This is a genomic window from Paenibacillus sp. FSL L8-0638 (assembly GCF_038593075.1).
Taxonomy (GTDB): domain Bacteria; phylum Bacillota; class Bacilli; order Paenibacillales; family Paenibacillaceae; genus Paenibacillus; species Paenibacillus polymyxa_D.
Genome location: NZ_CP151960.1, coordinates 5779300 through 5793856, shown reverse-complemented (window position 1 = coordinate 5793856; position 14557 = coordinate 5779300). Strand labels below are relative to the sequence as shown.

Annotated in this window: 13 protein-coding genes; 6 read left to right on the top strand and 7 right to left on the bottom strand. The window is 42.4% G+C overall.

Translation table 11 applies throughout. The features are described 5' to 3' along the window. Window positions 1–7 precede the first annotated feature (7 nt). Both MKY35_RS25870 and MKY35_RS25865 read left to right on the top strand, forming a co-directional pair. Complete coding sequence (locus MKY35_RS25870; protein WP_342445213.1) at window positions 8–931, top strand: AraC family transcriptional regulator; 924 nt, start codon at window positions 8–10, stop codon at window positions 929–931. 140 nt (window positions 932–1071) lie between these two features. Further along, complete coding sequence (locus MKY35_RS25865; RefSeq protein ID WP_342445212.1) at window positions 1072–1647, top strand: histidine phosphatase family protein; 576 nt, start codon at window positions 1072–1074, stop codon at window positions 1645–1647. A 91-nt stretch (window positions 1648–1738) separates the two neighbouring features. On the opposite strand, the gene MKY35_RS25860 is transcribed toward MKY35_RS25865, so the two are convergent. Continuing rightward, window positions 1739–2806 carry a DUF4367 domain-containing protein gene (locus tag MKY35_RS25860; protein WP_342445211.1) on the bottom strand — a complete coding sequence of 356 codons (1068 nt, stop codon included), beginning with the start codon at window positions 2804–2806 and terminating at the stop codon, window positions 1739–1741. Then, a complete protein-coding gene (locus MKY35_RS25855) occupies window positions 2767–3357 on the bottom strand; it encodes a sigma-70 family RNA polymerase sigma factor (RefSeq protein ID WP_342445210.1) in 591 nt (196 codons plus the stop codon). The genes MKY35_RS25860 and MKY35_RS25855 overlap by 40 nt, the downstream gene beginning before the upstream one ends. 307 nt (window positions 3358–3664) lie before the next feature. Here MKY35_RS25855 and MKY35_RS25850 point away from each other — a divergent pair, with 307 nt between their 5' ends. Next, the gene (locus tag MKY35_RS25850; RefSeq protein WP_342445209.1) at window positions 3665–4726 is read left to right on the top strand and encodes an elongation factor G; all 1062 of its coding nucleotides are present in this window, start codon (window positions 3665–3667) and stop codon (window positions 4724–4726) included. A gap of 79 nt (window positions 4727–4805) precedes the next feature. Here the strand turns inward: MKY35_RS25850 and MKY35_RS25845 are convergent, their stop codons facing one another. The 3 genes from MKY35_RS25845 to MKY35_RS25835 form a co-directional block, all read right to left on the bottom strand. Further along, window positions 4806–6251, bottom strand: a complete 1446-nt coding sequence (locus MKY35_RS25845; protein ID WP_342445208.1) for a DEAD/DEAH box helicase — start codon at window positions 6249–6251, stop codon at window positions 4806–4808. Between the two features lie 327 nt (window positions 6252–6578). Further along, a complete protein-coding gene (locus tag MKY35_RS25840) occupies window positions 6579–7025 on the bottom strand; it encodes a GNAT family N-acetyltransferase (protein WP_342445207.1) in 447 nt (148 codons plus the stop codon). Between the two features lie 273 nt (window positions 7026–7298). Next, window positions 7299–7880, bottom strand: a complete 582-nt coding sequence (locus MKY35_RS25835) for a TetR/AcrR family transcriptional regulator (RefSeq protein ID WP_342445206.1) — start codon at window positions 7878–7880, stop codon at window positions 7299–7301. A 317-nt stretch (window positions 7881–8197) separates the two neighbouring features. On the opposite strand from MKY35_RS25835, the gene MKY35_RS25830 reads away from it, so the two are divergent. The 3 genes from MKY35_RS25830 (at window position 8198) to MKY35_RS25820 (ending at window position 11477) form a co-directional block, all read left to right on the top strand. Then, entirely contained in the window at window positions 8198–9259 is a 1062-nt protein-coding gene (locus MKY35_RS25830) for an LLM class flavin-dependent oxidoreductase (protein WP_025722808.1), read from the top strand. Between the two features lie 24 nt (window positions 9260–9283). Next, on the top strand, window positions 9284–10222 hold the full coding sequence (locus tag MKY35_RS25825) for an alpha/beta hydrolase (protein ID WP_342445205.1): 939 nt from the start codon (window positions 9284–9286) through the stop codon (window positions 10220–10222). A 298-nt stretch (window positions 10223–10520) separates the two neighbouring features. Continuing rightward, the gene (locus tag MKY35_RS25820; RefSeq protein ID WP_342445204.1) at window positions 10521–11477 is read left to right on the top strand and encodes an endo-1,4-beta-xylanase; all 957 of its coding nucleotides are present in this window, start codon (window positions 10521–10523) and stop codon (window positions 11475–11477) included. Between the two features lie 196 nt (window positions 11478–11673). On the opposite strand, the gene gnd is transcribed toward MKY35_RS25820, so the two are convergent. Continuing rightward, window positions 11674–13077 (bottom strand): decarboxylating NADP(+)-dependent phosphogluconate dehydrogenase, encoded by a 1404-nt coding sequence (gnd, locus tag MKY35_RS25815; RefSeq protein WP_342445203.1) that lies wholly within the window; start codon window positions 13075–13077, stop codon window positions 11674–11676. Window positions 13078–13184: 107 nt separating this feature from the next. Further along, a complete protein-coding gene (locus tag MKY35_RS25810; protein ID WP_029518877.1) occupies window positions 13185–14531 on the bottom strand; it encodes a GntP family permease in 1347 nt (448 codons plus the stop codon). Window positions 14532–14557 lie beyond the last annotated feature (26 nt).

Here is a 14557-nt window from a genome sequence, read left to right as displayed (position 1 = left end):
AGCATGAATGGTTTCGTCTCCTCCCCCCTCTGATATTTCTACGAATCTACAAGAACTGATTCGTCTGATTGATCAACGCGCGTCTTCGGACGGTACGTTTGTTTCGTCTGTGCCAGGACTTTATTTCAGACGTGCAAGCCATGTGTCCGAGCTGAATCATACGGTCCATATGCCCTCCCTGTATGTGGTTGCGCAAGGCTCAAAGACAGCAATGCTGGCTGGAGAAAACTATGTGTACGATCCAACAACCTACATGGTCACATCAGTTCAACTTCCCGTAACTGGTAAAATAACTCAAGCCTCGTCGGAGCTTCCTTATCTAAGTCTTCAATTATCCATTAGTCCAGACGCCATCCTGGACATTATCAAGAAGAGTCCTCCTCCATGTAACGTTAAGACTGGACGCGGCATACTGGTGAGCCAATTTGACCCTCTGCTGCTTGATGCGCTGCTTCGGCTTGTCAGACTTTCGGATACGCCTGCGGATATTCAGTTTCTTGCGCCGCTTATCACGCACGAGATCCTTTATCGTGTATTACAAGGTGAGCAGGGAGCTTTGATCAGGCAATTTGCCGTAGTTGGCAGCTATGCACATAGCATCTCCAAAGCGATCCATCTGATTACCCGCGATTACTCTAAACCTCTTGTGATCGAAGAATTGGCGAAGGAAGTAAACATGAGCCCTTCTTCCTTACACAAGCATTTTAAAAAGGTAACGGCTATAAGTCCTCTGCAGTATCAGAAGGTCATTCGACTGCAGGCTGCACGCCGCTTACTGCTCTCGGAGGGATTGGAGGCCGCCACTGTAGGCTTTCGCGTTGGCTATGAGAGTCCTTCGCAGTTCAGCCGAGAATATGGACGCATGTTTGGACGGCCACCGATGAGTGATGTTAAACATTTGCGTAATTCTCTAAGTGTTTCAGTTGATTGAGAAGTTTATCGGGTCAATTATTTATTGGAAGGAGCTAGATTTATCATGCGGAATGATTTGCTCTAAAGATTCATGGCAACTGCGAATAGTGCTCTAGATGGGAATGTATAGAAAATCATCAGATCTTCATGGAGGTTAATATGAAAACTTTCATTTACATGGTGAGACATGGCGAATCACCAAAGACGGAAGGAAATGAAAGAACAAGAGGTTTGACTGATAAAGGTAAGTCAGATGCTTTTCAAATAACTGAGTTATTGAGAGGAGAGGGGATCGAGGTTTTCGTTTCAAGTCCATATCAACGGGCAATCCTAACCATTCAAGAATTAGCTCAATGCTCAGGACAAGAAGTTTTAATACTCGAGGATCTTAAAGAAAGAATTTTTTTGAATGAAGACAACCGAATGCCCGATGATGAATTATTCCCTTTGTTAGATATGTCATTTTCTGATCCCAACTTTGCCTTAACGGGAGGAGAGTCTAATGCAGTTTGTCAGAATCGAAGTATAACAGTCTTACAGGAATTGCTAATAATCTACCGAGGACGGAAAGTCGCATTAGGCACTCATGGAGCTGTAATGACTTTAATGATGGGGTATTATGACAAGCAGTACGATTTGAATTTTTTACTACATACATCCAAGCCAGACGTATACAGAATGGAATTCAATGATCAGGAATTAGTTGAGGTGAAAAGATTGTGGAACATGCCGTAATAGTTTGTGAGGAAAAGGTATAAGGACTATTCTCCAAAAAGAGACCACCCTTAAAAAAGGATGGTCTCTCTTCAAAGCTTTTCTTTTATAGCTATTGCAGTGAACCGTTAAGCAAATCCTCGGCTATTTTTACCAGGTCTTCCTTGGTCAGTGGACTGTCCTGGTTATCAGATATGTTGAAGTGTAACCGTCTTTTTTCATCAAGCCAGCCCAGTCGGTTTTTTCCGGCCTCCAAGGGATTGCTTGTTTTGCTTGCCCTGATGTAATAGGCCTTGGTTCCTTTAATTGTCAGTTGCTCAGCCGAATCCTGTTCATTTTGCATGATGGTTGTCTTTGTGACTTCAGAAGTGTATTTGGTGACGGTAATGTTTACATAGTCGTTTCCTCTCGCATACCGGGCAAAGGAGGTGTCTGACTTATCCCAGCTCAGCTTTTGAATAAACAGATTTTCACCCTCCGGTGCAGCTTTGGCCTGTTGCATCAGTTTATCGGTTAAAGCTCGATATTCCTTTTTATCCATCATCCTAGGATATGCAGCGCTTGGATAGACGTATCCGAATTCAAAATGATAGCCATCTGGTAGATGAGTGGGGTTGCTGAATAATGGAGCCTCAGTTCGCTTGATTTCATCTTGTAAGCTGTTGAAACTTGAAAGTTCAGCTGGCTTGTACGCAAACAGGGCCGGATCAGATAGGTTGTTTTGATTCATAGAATCGTCCTTGACGTAATAGGCGGCATACTCTCCGGGCAGCAAGCGATCCTTCACTTTTTCGTTCCACTGTGCGTAGATGGAGGTATACGTTTTCGAGGCGTCCGTTTCGGCAGGTGTTTTGGCGGTATTTAATACAACGTCGCCCTTACTGTTGCGGAATTCAAGATATTGCGAAGCGGCGTATCCGGTCACGGAAGCCCCTAACACAAAAAGCAAGATCATGATGGGAGCGGTAATGCGCGGTTGAAGACGCATTTTTATAATGAACCCCTTTTTGGGCGTCGCCTTTTGGTAGACCTGTTCCATCACTTTGTCAGAAACGTCAAAAGCTTGGATTTTTAAGGCGTTCTCTGGTTCGGTTAGCTTGTCCATGTTTTTTAAGTCTTTGTCTTTTGGATCGGTGTATTTCAGATTTTGTTCCTGATTTCTGCCTTGTAATTCACGCATTTCGGGTCCTCCTTTATGGGCTCCATTATTTTTTTAAGCTTTGTTTTTGTTCTGCCGTATTTTTTCTTGATAGCTTCCTCGCTCTTGTTCATAATTTCCCCGATTTCTCCAAACGTTTTTTCTTCAAAAATGCGCAGCACCAACAGGTTTCGTTCTTCTGCATTCAATTGGTCTAATGCCCGGCTCAGCGGTTCACTGAAAAGCTGACGTTCCAAAACCTGCGCAGCACTGTCTGAAGTCATATTAGTTGAGGTGAACAGGGTAATCTTAAATTTGCGCTGTAGATTCTTCCTGCGAATCAAGTTCAGGCAGTGATGATAAGCCATTTTATACAGCCAGGAGGAGAAGCCCATTGTCGGTTTGTACATGTTAATTTTTTCAAAAGCTTTGACCAAAATATCCTGTACGGCTTCTTCTGCCTCATGCTCACTTCCTAATAGCCGCCAGCAATACACAAATATCTGACGCTGATACTCCTTCACAATGTAGGCGTAATCCTGGATTTCGCCAGCTTGAACTCGTTTGATTCTGTATTCGATTTCCTCATTCAAAAATTTAGGCACCTCCTCTGATTAAAAAGAAAATTATATCTGTATAACAAATGAAGATGACCGAAAGGGACACCTTTTCTAAATTTTTTTAGTATTAAATCTACTCTCTAAGAGAGTACGATAAAGCAGAACAATAATCACTCACGTAGTTAGTTTTATAGAGTTAAAGGTATATTGTGGAAGTGGGGGGTGTTAAAATGAAATTAAGATATTGATAAGAAGGAGGTCTACGGAATTCTTCATAAAAAGCCTTATGAGGACGCTTTGGGGCCATCTCGTAAATAAATAGGAGAGGATACGGTTTCTAATGAATGTAAGTGCTAAGAAATATAATTTTGATAATGTGATGCTTTACCTTCATGATCAAATGAAGCTGCTGCCTAACCTAGAATCAAAATACATTGGATTAACCATGCCATTTCCTCGACAAGTTGCGCTACGGAATAGGGTGGCTGAGAGTATTGAGACATTAATAGCATACGATGAGGATGTTTGTATTGCTGTTCATTTTAATCAATCTGCTGCTGGGGCTATTGAATATGAGAAAATAATTTTTATAGGAATTGATTACTTGCATCTCAAGAGAATCGCTGATTTTATGAAAAGACAAGATATAAACCTGAATATCAAAGACACCTGCATACTTTATAGAGAATGTACTGCTGACTTGAACATAAATTTGAAAGGCAATCATTCCAGAATAACAAGTTTAAATGACTTATTTGCAGGAGTCGAAATTCATATTGGTCATTTAGAGGCTGGGATGGGATATCAATATGAAAATAAGCAAGTGAATGAAGATATTATTCATTACTGCTGTCATAAAGATGATGAGGAAGGTAAGGAGCTTGGATACCAATTATTCGTGAAATCGTTAGATTACTTTTCCAGGAAATTGTTAGCTGAAGGATTTGTATTAGGGTACCCTGCTGTAGATTCAAAAATTAAAATGATGAAGGCTTCTTGTTCAATGTGTTTTTATCGGGATTATTATTACATTAGTGGAGCACATATATCACTCAGAACCGCTATGCAGCAAGCAGATTGGCAAATATGCGAACCATTGATGCAGATCCAAATGACCTGTAACAAGCTATATTTTGAAGAGAACTCCTTTTTTAGAGGGGTAGAAAATCGATGTATACTCAAGGACGAAGATGACTATAAGTTATCATTTAAATCTAGACTTTCCTCAATTATCGATATCCTAGAAGAGATGTATGACCATAAAAAAGATGTTTCGGACTTCCATATAGAATTAAACAGCTTTGTGCCAATTGATGATGATACTCAGTTAACAGAAAAATTTAAAGTGATTTATGATATCGATAAATGGAAAGATGAATTAAACGATCAAGAGGTAAACTAGGCAATCCCACCCGTTAGCTAACGATAACCATCGGCTGTGCTGGGCGGGATTGCCTAACCCTCTTTTATGAGCGTACCTGCTACTTATTCCCTTTGCGTACCTTTAACAGCTTGCCCTTTACGGTTGTATTCTTCATAATTTCAAGTACCAATGGACCTTTGCCATTCAGAATCTCGACATCTGTCACATTATCCAGAATCGTAATGATCCCGATATCATCTGCGTTGACCCCGTCAAGCTTAGCGATAGTCCCCACGAAGTCGACTGCTCTAAGTTTTTTCTTCTTACCGCCGTTAAAATTCAGCTTCATAATCTGTTGGTTTAATTGCTCGCGCTTATCTTTTTTGAGTGCAGTTTTTACATGCAGTTTTTGCTCAAAATCTTCTCTACGGAGGTCAACAGACTCTTCTGAGGGAGCCTTTACCTGCGGAATCGCGAACCCAATATATGCTTCAATATCAGCTAATCTTCGGCCATCCTTAGGAGTGATGAGGGAAATGGCCTTCCCCGTTTTGCCAGCACGTCCCGTACGTCCTGTGCGGTGAACATAGCTTTCCTTCTCAAGGGGAATATCGTAGTTAATGACATGGGTGATATTCGTGATATCAATTCCTCGTGCGGCAACATCTGTTGCAATCAAGTAACGAAATTGACCCCTTCTGAATGCATTCATTACCTCAAATCGCTCGTCTTGCTCCATGCCACCATGAATGCGATCACATGGATATTCAAGATCAGCCAATGCCCTGAATAATGTATCTACATTCTCCTGCGTACGACAGAAAATAATGCAGCTGTCAGGATTCTCAACAATGAGCAGATCTTGCAGTAGTGCCAGCTTGTCTGACTCCTTCACCTGAATAAGAGAGTGATCAATTGTAGCGGTCGTTATACCAGTCGCTTTAATCTCAATTCTAACAGGATCTTTCATATATTTACGTGACAGTGTGGCTACGTCCTCAGGGAAGGTAGCGGAGAATAACATGGTAACCCGATCACTAGGCAGCGCTTGAATAATCGACTGAACTTGCTCGATAAAGCCCATATTCAGCATCTCATCAGCTTCATCAATCACGAGATAGGCAATCCGATCTAACGGTAGCGTCCCTCGTTCAATATGATCCAGTACACGTCCTGGCGTACCTACAGCCACATGCGTCCTTTGTTTTAACTCAGCCTTTTGGATATGAAAAGGATGTTTCCCATAAAGGGATGTTGCTTTGATCCGTTTAAAGCGTCCAATATTCGTGATGTCTTCGGTGACCTGTAACGCGAGTTCACGGGTTGGCGTCAGGATTAAAGCTTGGGGCTTATTCTCATTCCAATCTACTAGCTCACAGATTGGAATGCCGTAGGCCGCTGTTTTGCCGCTACCTGTTTGCGATTTGGCGACAAGATCCTTCTTTTCAAGCGCCACTGGAATGACTTCCGTCTGAATCTCTGTTGGCGTCTCATAGCCCAAGCTATTCAGCGCTCTTACAATTTCTTCACTTAATGCATAATCTGTAAAATGCTTCTGACTCATTTTCAACCTCTTCTGCGCTGTATTTGAATACCATTACATATATAATGTCATCGTGTATCGAACTTATACTCATATAGTATACTCTATATCCACGTTCACTCTAATACATATCAATGAATTAACTGTTTGTCTAAACGCATCCTTGGAGCATTTACCGAATGGAGGTAGAAACGAGGCTACTCTAAGCAGCAAAGGGAGGCCATGAAGGCACGGGTATCGGCATGTTTCCATATCCGCATGCGTGAAAACATGTGTTACGAACAAAGGGCACCCAATCGGGTGCCCTCTGAACTGCCGTTAGCGCGGAAAACCATATCAAAAGTATTGTTACGATGAAAAGTGAACCCAATCTCTCCCTTGGGCAGCATCCATCTTTTTAAAGAAAATTTGAGCGCGTTTATTCTCAGTAGAAGTTATCCAGGTCATATGAGCATAGCCATGATTTTGTGAGTACTTTTGACATTCTAAAAAAAGCTGTGATTCTACTTCTGTATCTCTAAATGGTTCCAATACAAATAGGTCGTTCATAACTGTGATTTTGTCTGCTTTCATCGTGCTGAAGGTAAAGAATAATGTAGCAAAGCCGATTAATTCTCCATTTTGTTCCGCTACAAATTGTATACCGTTTTGCTGCTCAAAAAGGGTTTGAATCAAATTATGAATTTTTTCGATAGGTGGCCTAGGGTTTTGATAAAAACCAACGATGTATTCATACATTAACTCGGTTAAACTATTTAAATCATCAGGCTTAGCGTTTCTTATTAAAAATGACATTATATGTACTCCCTTTTCATTATTTTTGAATTATTATACACAATAAAACATATATATTCAAAAATAAAGATCGGTGAAGGAATCTTTTGAACTCATGCAAATGTGAAAAGCCTGTAATATGAGCGCAACCAAGGCTACCGAGGAAATGTATTCAGCAGTCTTGGTTGCGCTGAGGGACATGTTCGTCGAGAATACATGGGGAAGGGTGGGGATTTTCCAAGTCTAACAACCACAATAGTGATTCCCACTCGCTAAAATTGAGTTCATTCCGAATTACTTAAGCAGTGTAAGTGTCACCTCTATCGTATTATCAATAAATGATCGTTCCGGACGAGACTTTATCATGACAGTCAGTCCAATTAACGATACGACTAGCGCCTGTGATACAGCCTTCGCATCGAGCCCGACCTCTAGCTCACCTAATTGTATACCTCTTTCAATGGTTTCTTGAAAAATGACCGCTAGGTACATTTGATGTTCCCTTGTAAGGATTTCAAATTTCTCATCATGAGGTGCAAGTTCAACCATTGTGTTGATGCAAAAGCATCCTTTTCTGGGATTTTCCGCATACTCCTCATCGACCACACCTTCAAAGAAAGTTCGAAATGCTTCTTTTACAGATAAATCGCTTTGAAGTTTGGTTCGGATCATAGAAGCACGGGACATCATGTATTTGCGCAGCGCAACCTCGAACAATTCTTTTTTGCCTCCAAAAGTGGAATATATACTGGGTCGTTGAATCTCCATTCTGGACGTTAAATCACTTAATGAGGTAGCTTCATACCCCTTCTCCCAAAATATTTGCATAGCTGCATCTAATACTTTATCTTCGTCAAATTCGCGGATTCGTCCCATAATCAATACCTCTCATTGTTCGTAATTTTATTCTTAATTCCATGACTCTGATCATAATTGTTAGGGGTCTTTATTTTCGTACTAGTTAGTATGTTATTATCTTATAATTAGCCCGTTATATTGTCAAATGCAGATTGGTTTATCGCACCAAGGAGATATCAGTATGAGGATAAATCAAAGATTTTTACTATATTTATTGACAGTACTCTTTTTAATGAGTTATATTTACTGGGAAAAATATTTTACCGATCGGTATGATATTTTACCGGTATTCAATTAGCATACAAAGAAAGCTATTAGAATAGGAGAGATGGATGATGGAGATAGGTATTACTTCGTTTGTAGAAACAAAGCCCGACGTTCAGACAGGTGAAGTGATAAGTCACGCACAGCGATTGCGCGAAGTTGTCGAGGAAATTATCCTTGCTGATCAAGTGGGGCTTGATGTGTTTGGTGTAGGTGAGCATCATCGGAAGGATTATTCGGCATCTTCACCAGCAGTTGTGCTGTCAGCGGCTGCAGCGCAGACGAAACGGATTCGGCTGACAAGTGCAGTGACAGTGCTTTCTTCAGCTGATCCCGTTCGCGTTTTTCAGGATTTTGCTACGCTGGATGGTATTTCGAATGGACGTGCGGAGATTATGGCGGGTCGAGGTTCCTTTATTGAATCTTTTCCACTGTTCGGCTATGACTTGGAAGACTATGATGAGCTGTTTGAACAACATTTGGAATTGCTCCTTAAAATACGGGAGTCCGAAAAAGTAACCTGGAAAGGCGGACATCGGCCAGCAATTAACAATTTGGGTGTGTATCCACGGCCGGTTCAGAATCCTTTACCCATATGGGTTGGCAGCGGGGGTAGGCAGGATTCTGCTATCCGGGCAGGTCTGTTAGGACTGCCCTTGATACTGGCGATCATTGGCGGGAATCCGGTAAATTTTGCACCACTTGTCCAGCTTTATAAGAAGGCAGCAGCGCACGCCGGTCATGATGAATCAAAGCTTAGGGTTGGGTCGCACTCGATAGGATTTGTCGGAGAGAATAATGAGCAAGCTGCAGATACATATTTCCCTTCTACGATGGCAGGTATGAATAGATTGGGCAGGGAGCGGGGCTGGGCACATTATGATCGTTCTAGCTACGATGCCGCGCGCAGCTTTGAAGGTGCGCTGTATGTCGGCGATCCAGAGACTGTTGCCCAAAAGATCATTCACCTTCGCAAACATGTAGGTGTTACTCGCTTTATGTTGTATGTTCCGTTAAGCACGATGCCGCATGCCGAAGTGATGAGAGCCATTGAGCTGCTAGGAACAGAGGTAGCACCCCGAGTTCGGAAGGAAATAGCCAAGTGGGAAGCGGAGACGGAGAAAAGATTATAAAAACCAAACATAGGAGTGATTTGCGTGGATTTTGAAAATCGTTTGTACCCAGAATTAAGGTCGGTAATCGCACAATTTCCTGGTTTTCAACTGGAAGAGAATTTAGAGCTGAGCAGAAGCTATTTGTCTAGTCCTCCTATTGAGCAGTCGGAGCACGTACGCACGAGAAGCCGGATGATTCCAAGTGTAGCAGGCGAGATATTAGTCAAAATCTACGAACCTGCTCAGCGAACTGACGTTAGGCTTCCGGCCATGCTGTGGATTCACGGGGGAGGCTATGTGATGGGGCATCCTGATATGGACGATGCTTTGTGCGAACGCTTCGTGCAGGCGGCCAAATGCGTCGTCGTATCGGTCGATTACCGACTTGCTCCCGAGCATCCCTACCCAGCTGCCATCGATGACTGTTATGCGGCTTTGACGTGGATGACCGACAAAGCGGAGCTGCTGGGCATCGACTTAGATCGGGTCGCCATTGCAGGAGCAAGTGGGGGCGGCGGTCTGACCGCAGCACTTGCTTTAATGGCTCGTGACAAAGGCGGGCCAGCCCTCATTTTCCAAATGCCGCTGTATCCGATGATCGATGACCGCAGTATTACGGCGTCAAGTCATGAAATTACGGCCGATAACGCACCATGGAACCGGAAGAACAACTTGGCGGCCTGGAACATGTACTTGGGCAATCGTACCGAAGATAGCGAGGTGTCCCCATATGCGGTGCCGTCGAGAGCGGAATGCTTGGCTGGCCTGCCGCCGACCTATACGTGTGTAGGCCAACTCGATCTATTCCGAGATGAGACGATCGAATATGTGGCACGTCTTGCCCAAGCGGGCGTAGACGTCGAATTCCATCTGTATCCTGGCACTTTTCACAACTTTGAGGGAATAGTTCCACAAGCAGAAGTAAGCCAACGTGCTAGCCAAAGTTATGTAGACGCAATTGCAAGAGCCCTTAATCCTTAAACTATTAAATGGGCAGTCTCCAAAGTGATATGTTCCCAAAAGAGTAGGCAGGTTAAAACTTGCTACTGTAAGGGGAGCATATCACTTTTTGCATCAACCTTTTTTTGTCATTTCGGAGTTGTTTGGGATAAAGGAGCACCAAGTTTTCAGTCGCCCCGCAATGATGTAAAGTTTTTCGGGTAAAATCTTTACTTTTACATGTAGCAGATAGTAACCTTACATTCTTATAATTGGAAATGTAAGCGGTTTATTTAAGGGTGGGAATATTAAAAAACTATACGTATGAGGAGGAGATTGTATGTCGAAATTTAAAGTGGGCAAGTTGGTAAGCAGCTTGGCGTTGGCGGGTGTGTTGTTATCATCAGTTCTGATAAACCCGGCTAGTGCCAGTATGGCGAACGGTGGCAAATTCCTGGGGAATGTCATTGCGGGCAGTGTCCCTCCTAGTTACGGGACATACTGGAATCAAGTGACGCCGGAAAACTCGACTAAGTGGGAATCGGTTGAAGGCAACCGTAACAACATGAACTGGTCGCAGGCGGATACCGCCTACAATTATGCCCGTAGCAATGGCTTCCCGTTCAAGTTCCATACGTTGGTATGGGGTGCCCAGGAGCCAGGTTGGGTTAGGGGGCTGTCGGCTGCTGATCAGAAAGCGGAAGTGACTCAGTGGATTAAAGCAGCAGGTCAACGCTATCCGAATGCGGAGTTTGTAGATGTGGTGAATGAGCCGCTGCATCAGAAGCCGTCCTATCGCAATGCCATTGGTGGTGACGGGTCGACCGGATGGGATTGGGTCATATGGTCGTTCCAACAGGCAAGACAAGCCTTCCCCAATGCCAAGCTGCTGATCAATGAATATGGAATTATCAATGATCCTTCGTTAACCGACCAATATGTCAATATTATTAATCAACTCAAGAGTAGAGGCCTGATTGACGGAATTGGTATCCAATGCCACCAGTTTAGCATGGACACTGTTTCAGTTAACACGATGAACACTGTACTGAACAAGCTGGCGGCAACAGGATTGCCAATCTATGTGTCGGAGCTGGATATAACTGGCGACGACAACACCCAGCTTGCCAGATACAAGGAGAAATTTCCGGTATTATGGAAGCATTCTGCGGTGAAGGGAGTTACGCTCTGGGGGTATATCCAGGGACAAACTTGGAAGCCGAACACACATCTGCTGAACTCTAACGGCACGGAACGTCCCGCGCTCCAATGGCTGAGACAATATCTGCAAAGATAAGCTATGGGTGGCACTTAAACCCCAACAGATGCAAACTTTTGCCAAATGTCTGGGCTGGGTAGATGTTTATTTGAAGAAGTCTTGGCTGAAATGTTATACGCCCAAGGCTTCTTTTTATTTAGCTTAAACGAGGAGTGCCCTAATGAAGGGAAAGAACCACTTCATTAGGGCACTGGAGATTTACTACCACTATCGATCACTGCCAGTTTGTATGAAAGGACCCTGCTGCATCACTTCGTTCATAAGTATGGGCACCAAAATAATCCCTTTGTGCTTGCAAAAGGTTAGCATTTGAAATGCCTGTCCGGTAACTATCGAAATAAGTAAGTGAAGCACTTAAACATGGAAACGAAATACCAGAATTAATACCCTCACAGACTACTTTTCGCAATCCCAATTGATATTCTTTAACCTTTTCAGCAAAATACGGGGCGATTAATAGATTAGCCAAATTCGGCTGTTCTTGATATGTTTCGCTTATTACATTCAAGAATTCGGCACGAATGATGCAACCACCACGGAAAATAAGGGCAATATCCTGTAAAGGTAAATTCCATCCGTAAAGCTCAGAAGTCATTTTATATTGTATAAATCCTTGCGCGTAGGCACAAATTTTACCCATATAAAAAGCTTGTCTAATGTACTCAATCCACACATTTTTATCTAAACTTCGCTGATCAATCTCTGGGCCTGTCAGGATATTTTCTGCATAAACTCGTTCCTCTTTTAAAGAGGAGATGTAACGGGCAAACAATGACTCTGTAATAATGGATGATGGGATTCCATGATCAATTGCTTGAATACTTGTCCATTTACCTGTGCCCTTTTGCCCCGTTTTATCCAGAATCACATCGATCAGAGGTAAGCCTGTTATTTCATCTTTTTTTCGTAAAATCTCTGCGGTAATTTCGATTAAATAACTTTTCAGTTCCCCTTGATTCCATGTTTCAAAGATGTCGGCAATTTCATTAACAGATAAACATAGCCTCTTTCTTAAAAATGTATAGACTTCTGCGATTAATTGCATATCTGCATACTCAATTCCGTTATGTACCATTTTTACAAAGTGACCGGATCCTTTTGGACCCATATAAACACAGCAAGGATCTCCGCCCACTTGGGCTGCTATTTTTGTTAGAATAGGAGCTGCTTTTTCATATACGTCTTTATCTCCACCAGGCATGATTGAAGGTCCATGTAAAGCCCCAACTTCGCCGCCGGAAATACCGATTCCTAAATAACCGATTCCTTTTGACTTCAATTCATCATATCTACGTTCCGTATCTTTGTAATGGGAGTTACCACCGTCCATGATCACATCGCCTGCTTCAAGGAAGGGTACTAATGTACCTATTACCGAATCAACCGGTTTGCCCGCTGTTACCATAAGGAAAATTTTCCTTGGAGTTTTTAAGGAGCAGACAAAATCTTGAATTTCGTAGTAGGGATGGATGGAGTGACCTTCACTTTTTTTAATAAGATCGTCCGTTAAATCCCTCGTATAATTATAGACAGCGACTTGCTCACCTTTACCAGCCATGTTTAAGGCGATATTACGGCCCATTACCCCTAAACCAATGACACCAATTGTGTTGGACATTTTTTCTGCTCCTTTTGTTTGAAATGAATAGGCCGTAGATCCTCACTTATAAACTTAGAAGATTCTAAGAAAAATAAGTGGGGGATCTACCGCCCGGGAATCGTGGTTTATACGAATAAACTTAGTACTAAAATAAATCCTAATCCGGCTACCGAAATGATGGTCTCAAGCAATGTCCATGTTGCAAATGTTTCTTTCATGCTTAAACCAAAATACTCTTTAAACATCCAGAAACCAGCATCGTTAACATGTGAAGCTATTAAACTACCCGCTCCCGTGGCGAGCACAACTAAAGCAAGATTAACGTCGGATTGTCCTAACATCGGTATAACTAAACCAGCGGTTGTTAAAGCTGCAACAGTTGCAGAACCTAAGGAAATACGTAAGATTGCAGCGATGATCCAGGCAAGTAAAATGGGTGATAATGTAGTTCCATTGAATAATTCAGCTACATAGTCGCCTACGCCGCCATTAATCAGCACTTGTTTGAAGGCTCCGCCGCCCCCAATGATTAAGAGCATCATCCCAATATGAGTAATAGCCGTTGTACAAGATGCCATTACATTTTTGATTGGAATTTTTCTTGCTATTCCCATGGTGTAGACAGCTACCAGTAAGGAAATTAACATGGAAGTTGATGCATCACCAATAAAACGGATCGCTGCTAGTAAACTATTATCTTCAAATCCCATTGTTTTTTGAAGCAAAGTTATAATCGTAGCAATAGACATTAAAATGACAGGAAGCATTGCAGTAAATACACTGATTCCAAATCCAGGAGTTTCCTCGGACTTAAATACTTTTTGTTCACCTAAAGAGGCAATATTACCAGTTTTCGTAAATGATGCAGGTACGAGTTTTTTGGCAAGCTTCGTAAATACAGGTCCAGCTAAGATAACGGTTGGAATGGCAATAATGAAACCGTAAAGTAAAACCTCACCAAGGTTCGCGCCATATTCACGGGCAATAACTGTCGGCCCTGGGTGTGGAGGTAAGAAACCGTGTGTTACGGATAAAGCTGCAATCATCGGAATACCGAGATGTAAGATAGAAACCTTTAATTGTTTTGAAATGGCAAATACGATTGGAATTAATAATACTAATCCTACTTCAAAAAATAGCGCTACACCGATAATGAATGAAGCAGCTACGACCGCCCATTGGATATTTTTTTCACCGAATTTGTCTACGAGGGTCATGGCAATTCGTTGAGCACCACCAGAATCAGCGATCAACTTCCCTAACATCGCTCCAAGTCCAAAGATTAACGCTAAGTGACCAAGGGTTCCGCCTAATCCGGCTTCGATGGTTTTAACAATTTCTTCTAAAGGCATTCCAAGTGCTAAAGCGACGCCGAACGATACAATGATTAATGAAATAAAGGTGTTCAATTTGAAGCCCATGATTAAAACGAGTAATGCTAAAATTCCAATCGCTACGATAACTAATGGCATTGTAATTACCCCCTGCTTTTTATCTT

Coding starts and splice junctions, on each gene's coding strand:
- MKY35_RS25870 (WP_342445213.1), top strand. CDS start 8: ATGGTTTCGTCTCCTCCCCCCTCTGATATTTCTACGAATCTACAAGAA.
- MKY35_RS25865 (WP_342445212.1), top strand. CDS start 1,072: ATGAAAACTTTCATTTACATGGTGAGACATGGCGAATCACCAAAGACG.
- MKY35_RS25860 (WP_342445211.1), bottom strand. CDS start 2,806: ATGCGTGAATTACAAGGCAGAAATCAGGAACAAAATCTGAAATACACC.
- MKY35_RS25850 (WP_342445209.1), top strand. CDS start 3,665: ATGAATGTAAGTGCTAAGAAATATAATTTTGATAATGTGATGCTTTAC.
- MKY35_RS25845 (WP_342445208.1), bottom strand. CDS start 6,251: ATGAGTCAGAAGCATTTTACAGATTATGCATTAAGTGAAGAAATTGTA.
- MKY35_RS25840 (WP_342445207.1), bottom strand. CDS start 7,025: ATGTCATTTTTAATAAGAAACGCTAAGCCTGATGATTTAAATAGTTTA.
- MKY35_RS25835 (WP_342445206.1), bottom strand. CDS start 7,880: ATGGGACGAATCCGCGAATTTGACGAAGATAAAGTATTAGATGCAGCT.
- MKY35_RS25830 (WP_025722808.1), top strand. CDS start 8,198: ATGGAGATAGGTATTACTTCGTTTGTAGAAACAAAGCCCGACGTTCAG.
- MKY35_RS25820 (WP_342445204.1), top strand. CDS start 10,521: ATGTCGAAATTTAAAGTGGGCAAGTTGGTAAGCAGCTTGGCGTTGGCG.
- gnd (WP_342445203.1), bottom strand. CDS start 13,077: ATGTCCAACACAATTGGTGTCATTGGTTTAGGGGTAATGGGCCGTAAT.
- MKY35_RS25810 (WP_029518877.1), bottom strand. CDS start 14,531: ATGCCATTAGTTATCGTAGCGATTGGAATTTTAGCATTACTCGTTTTA.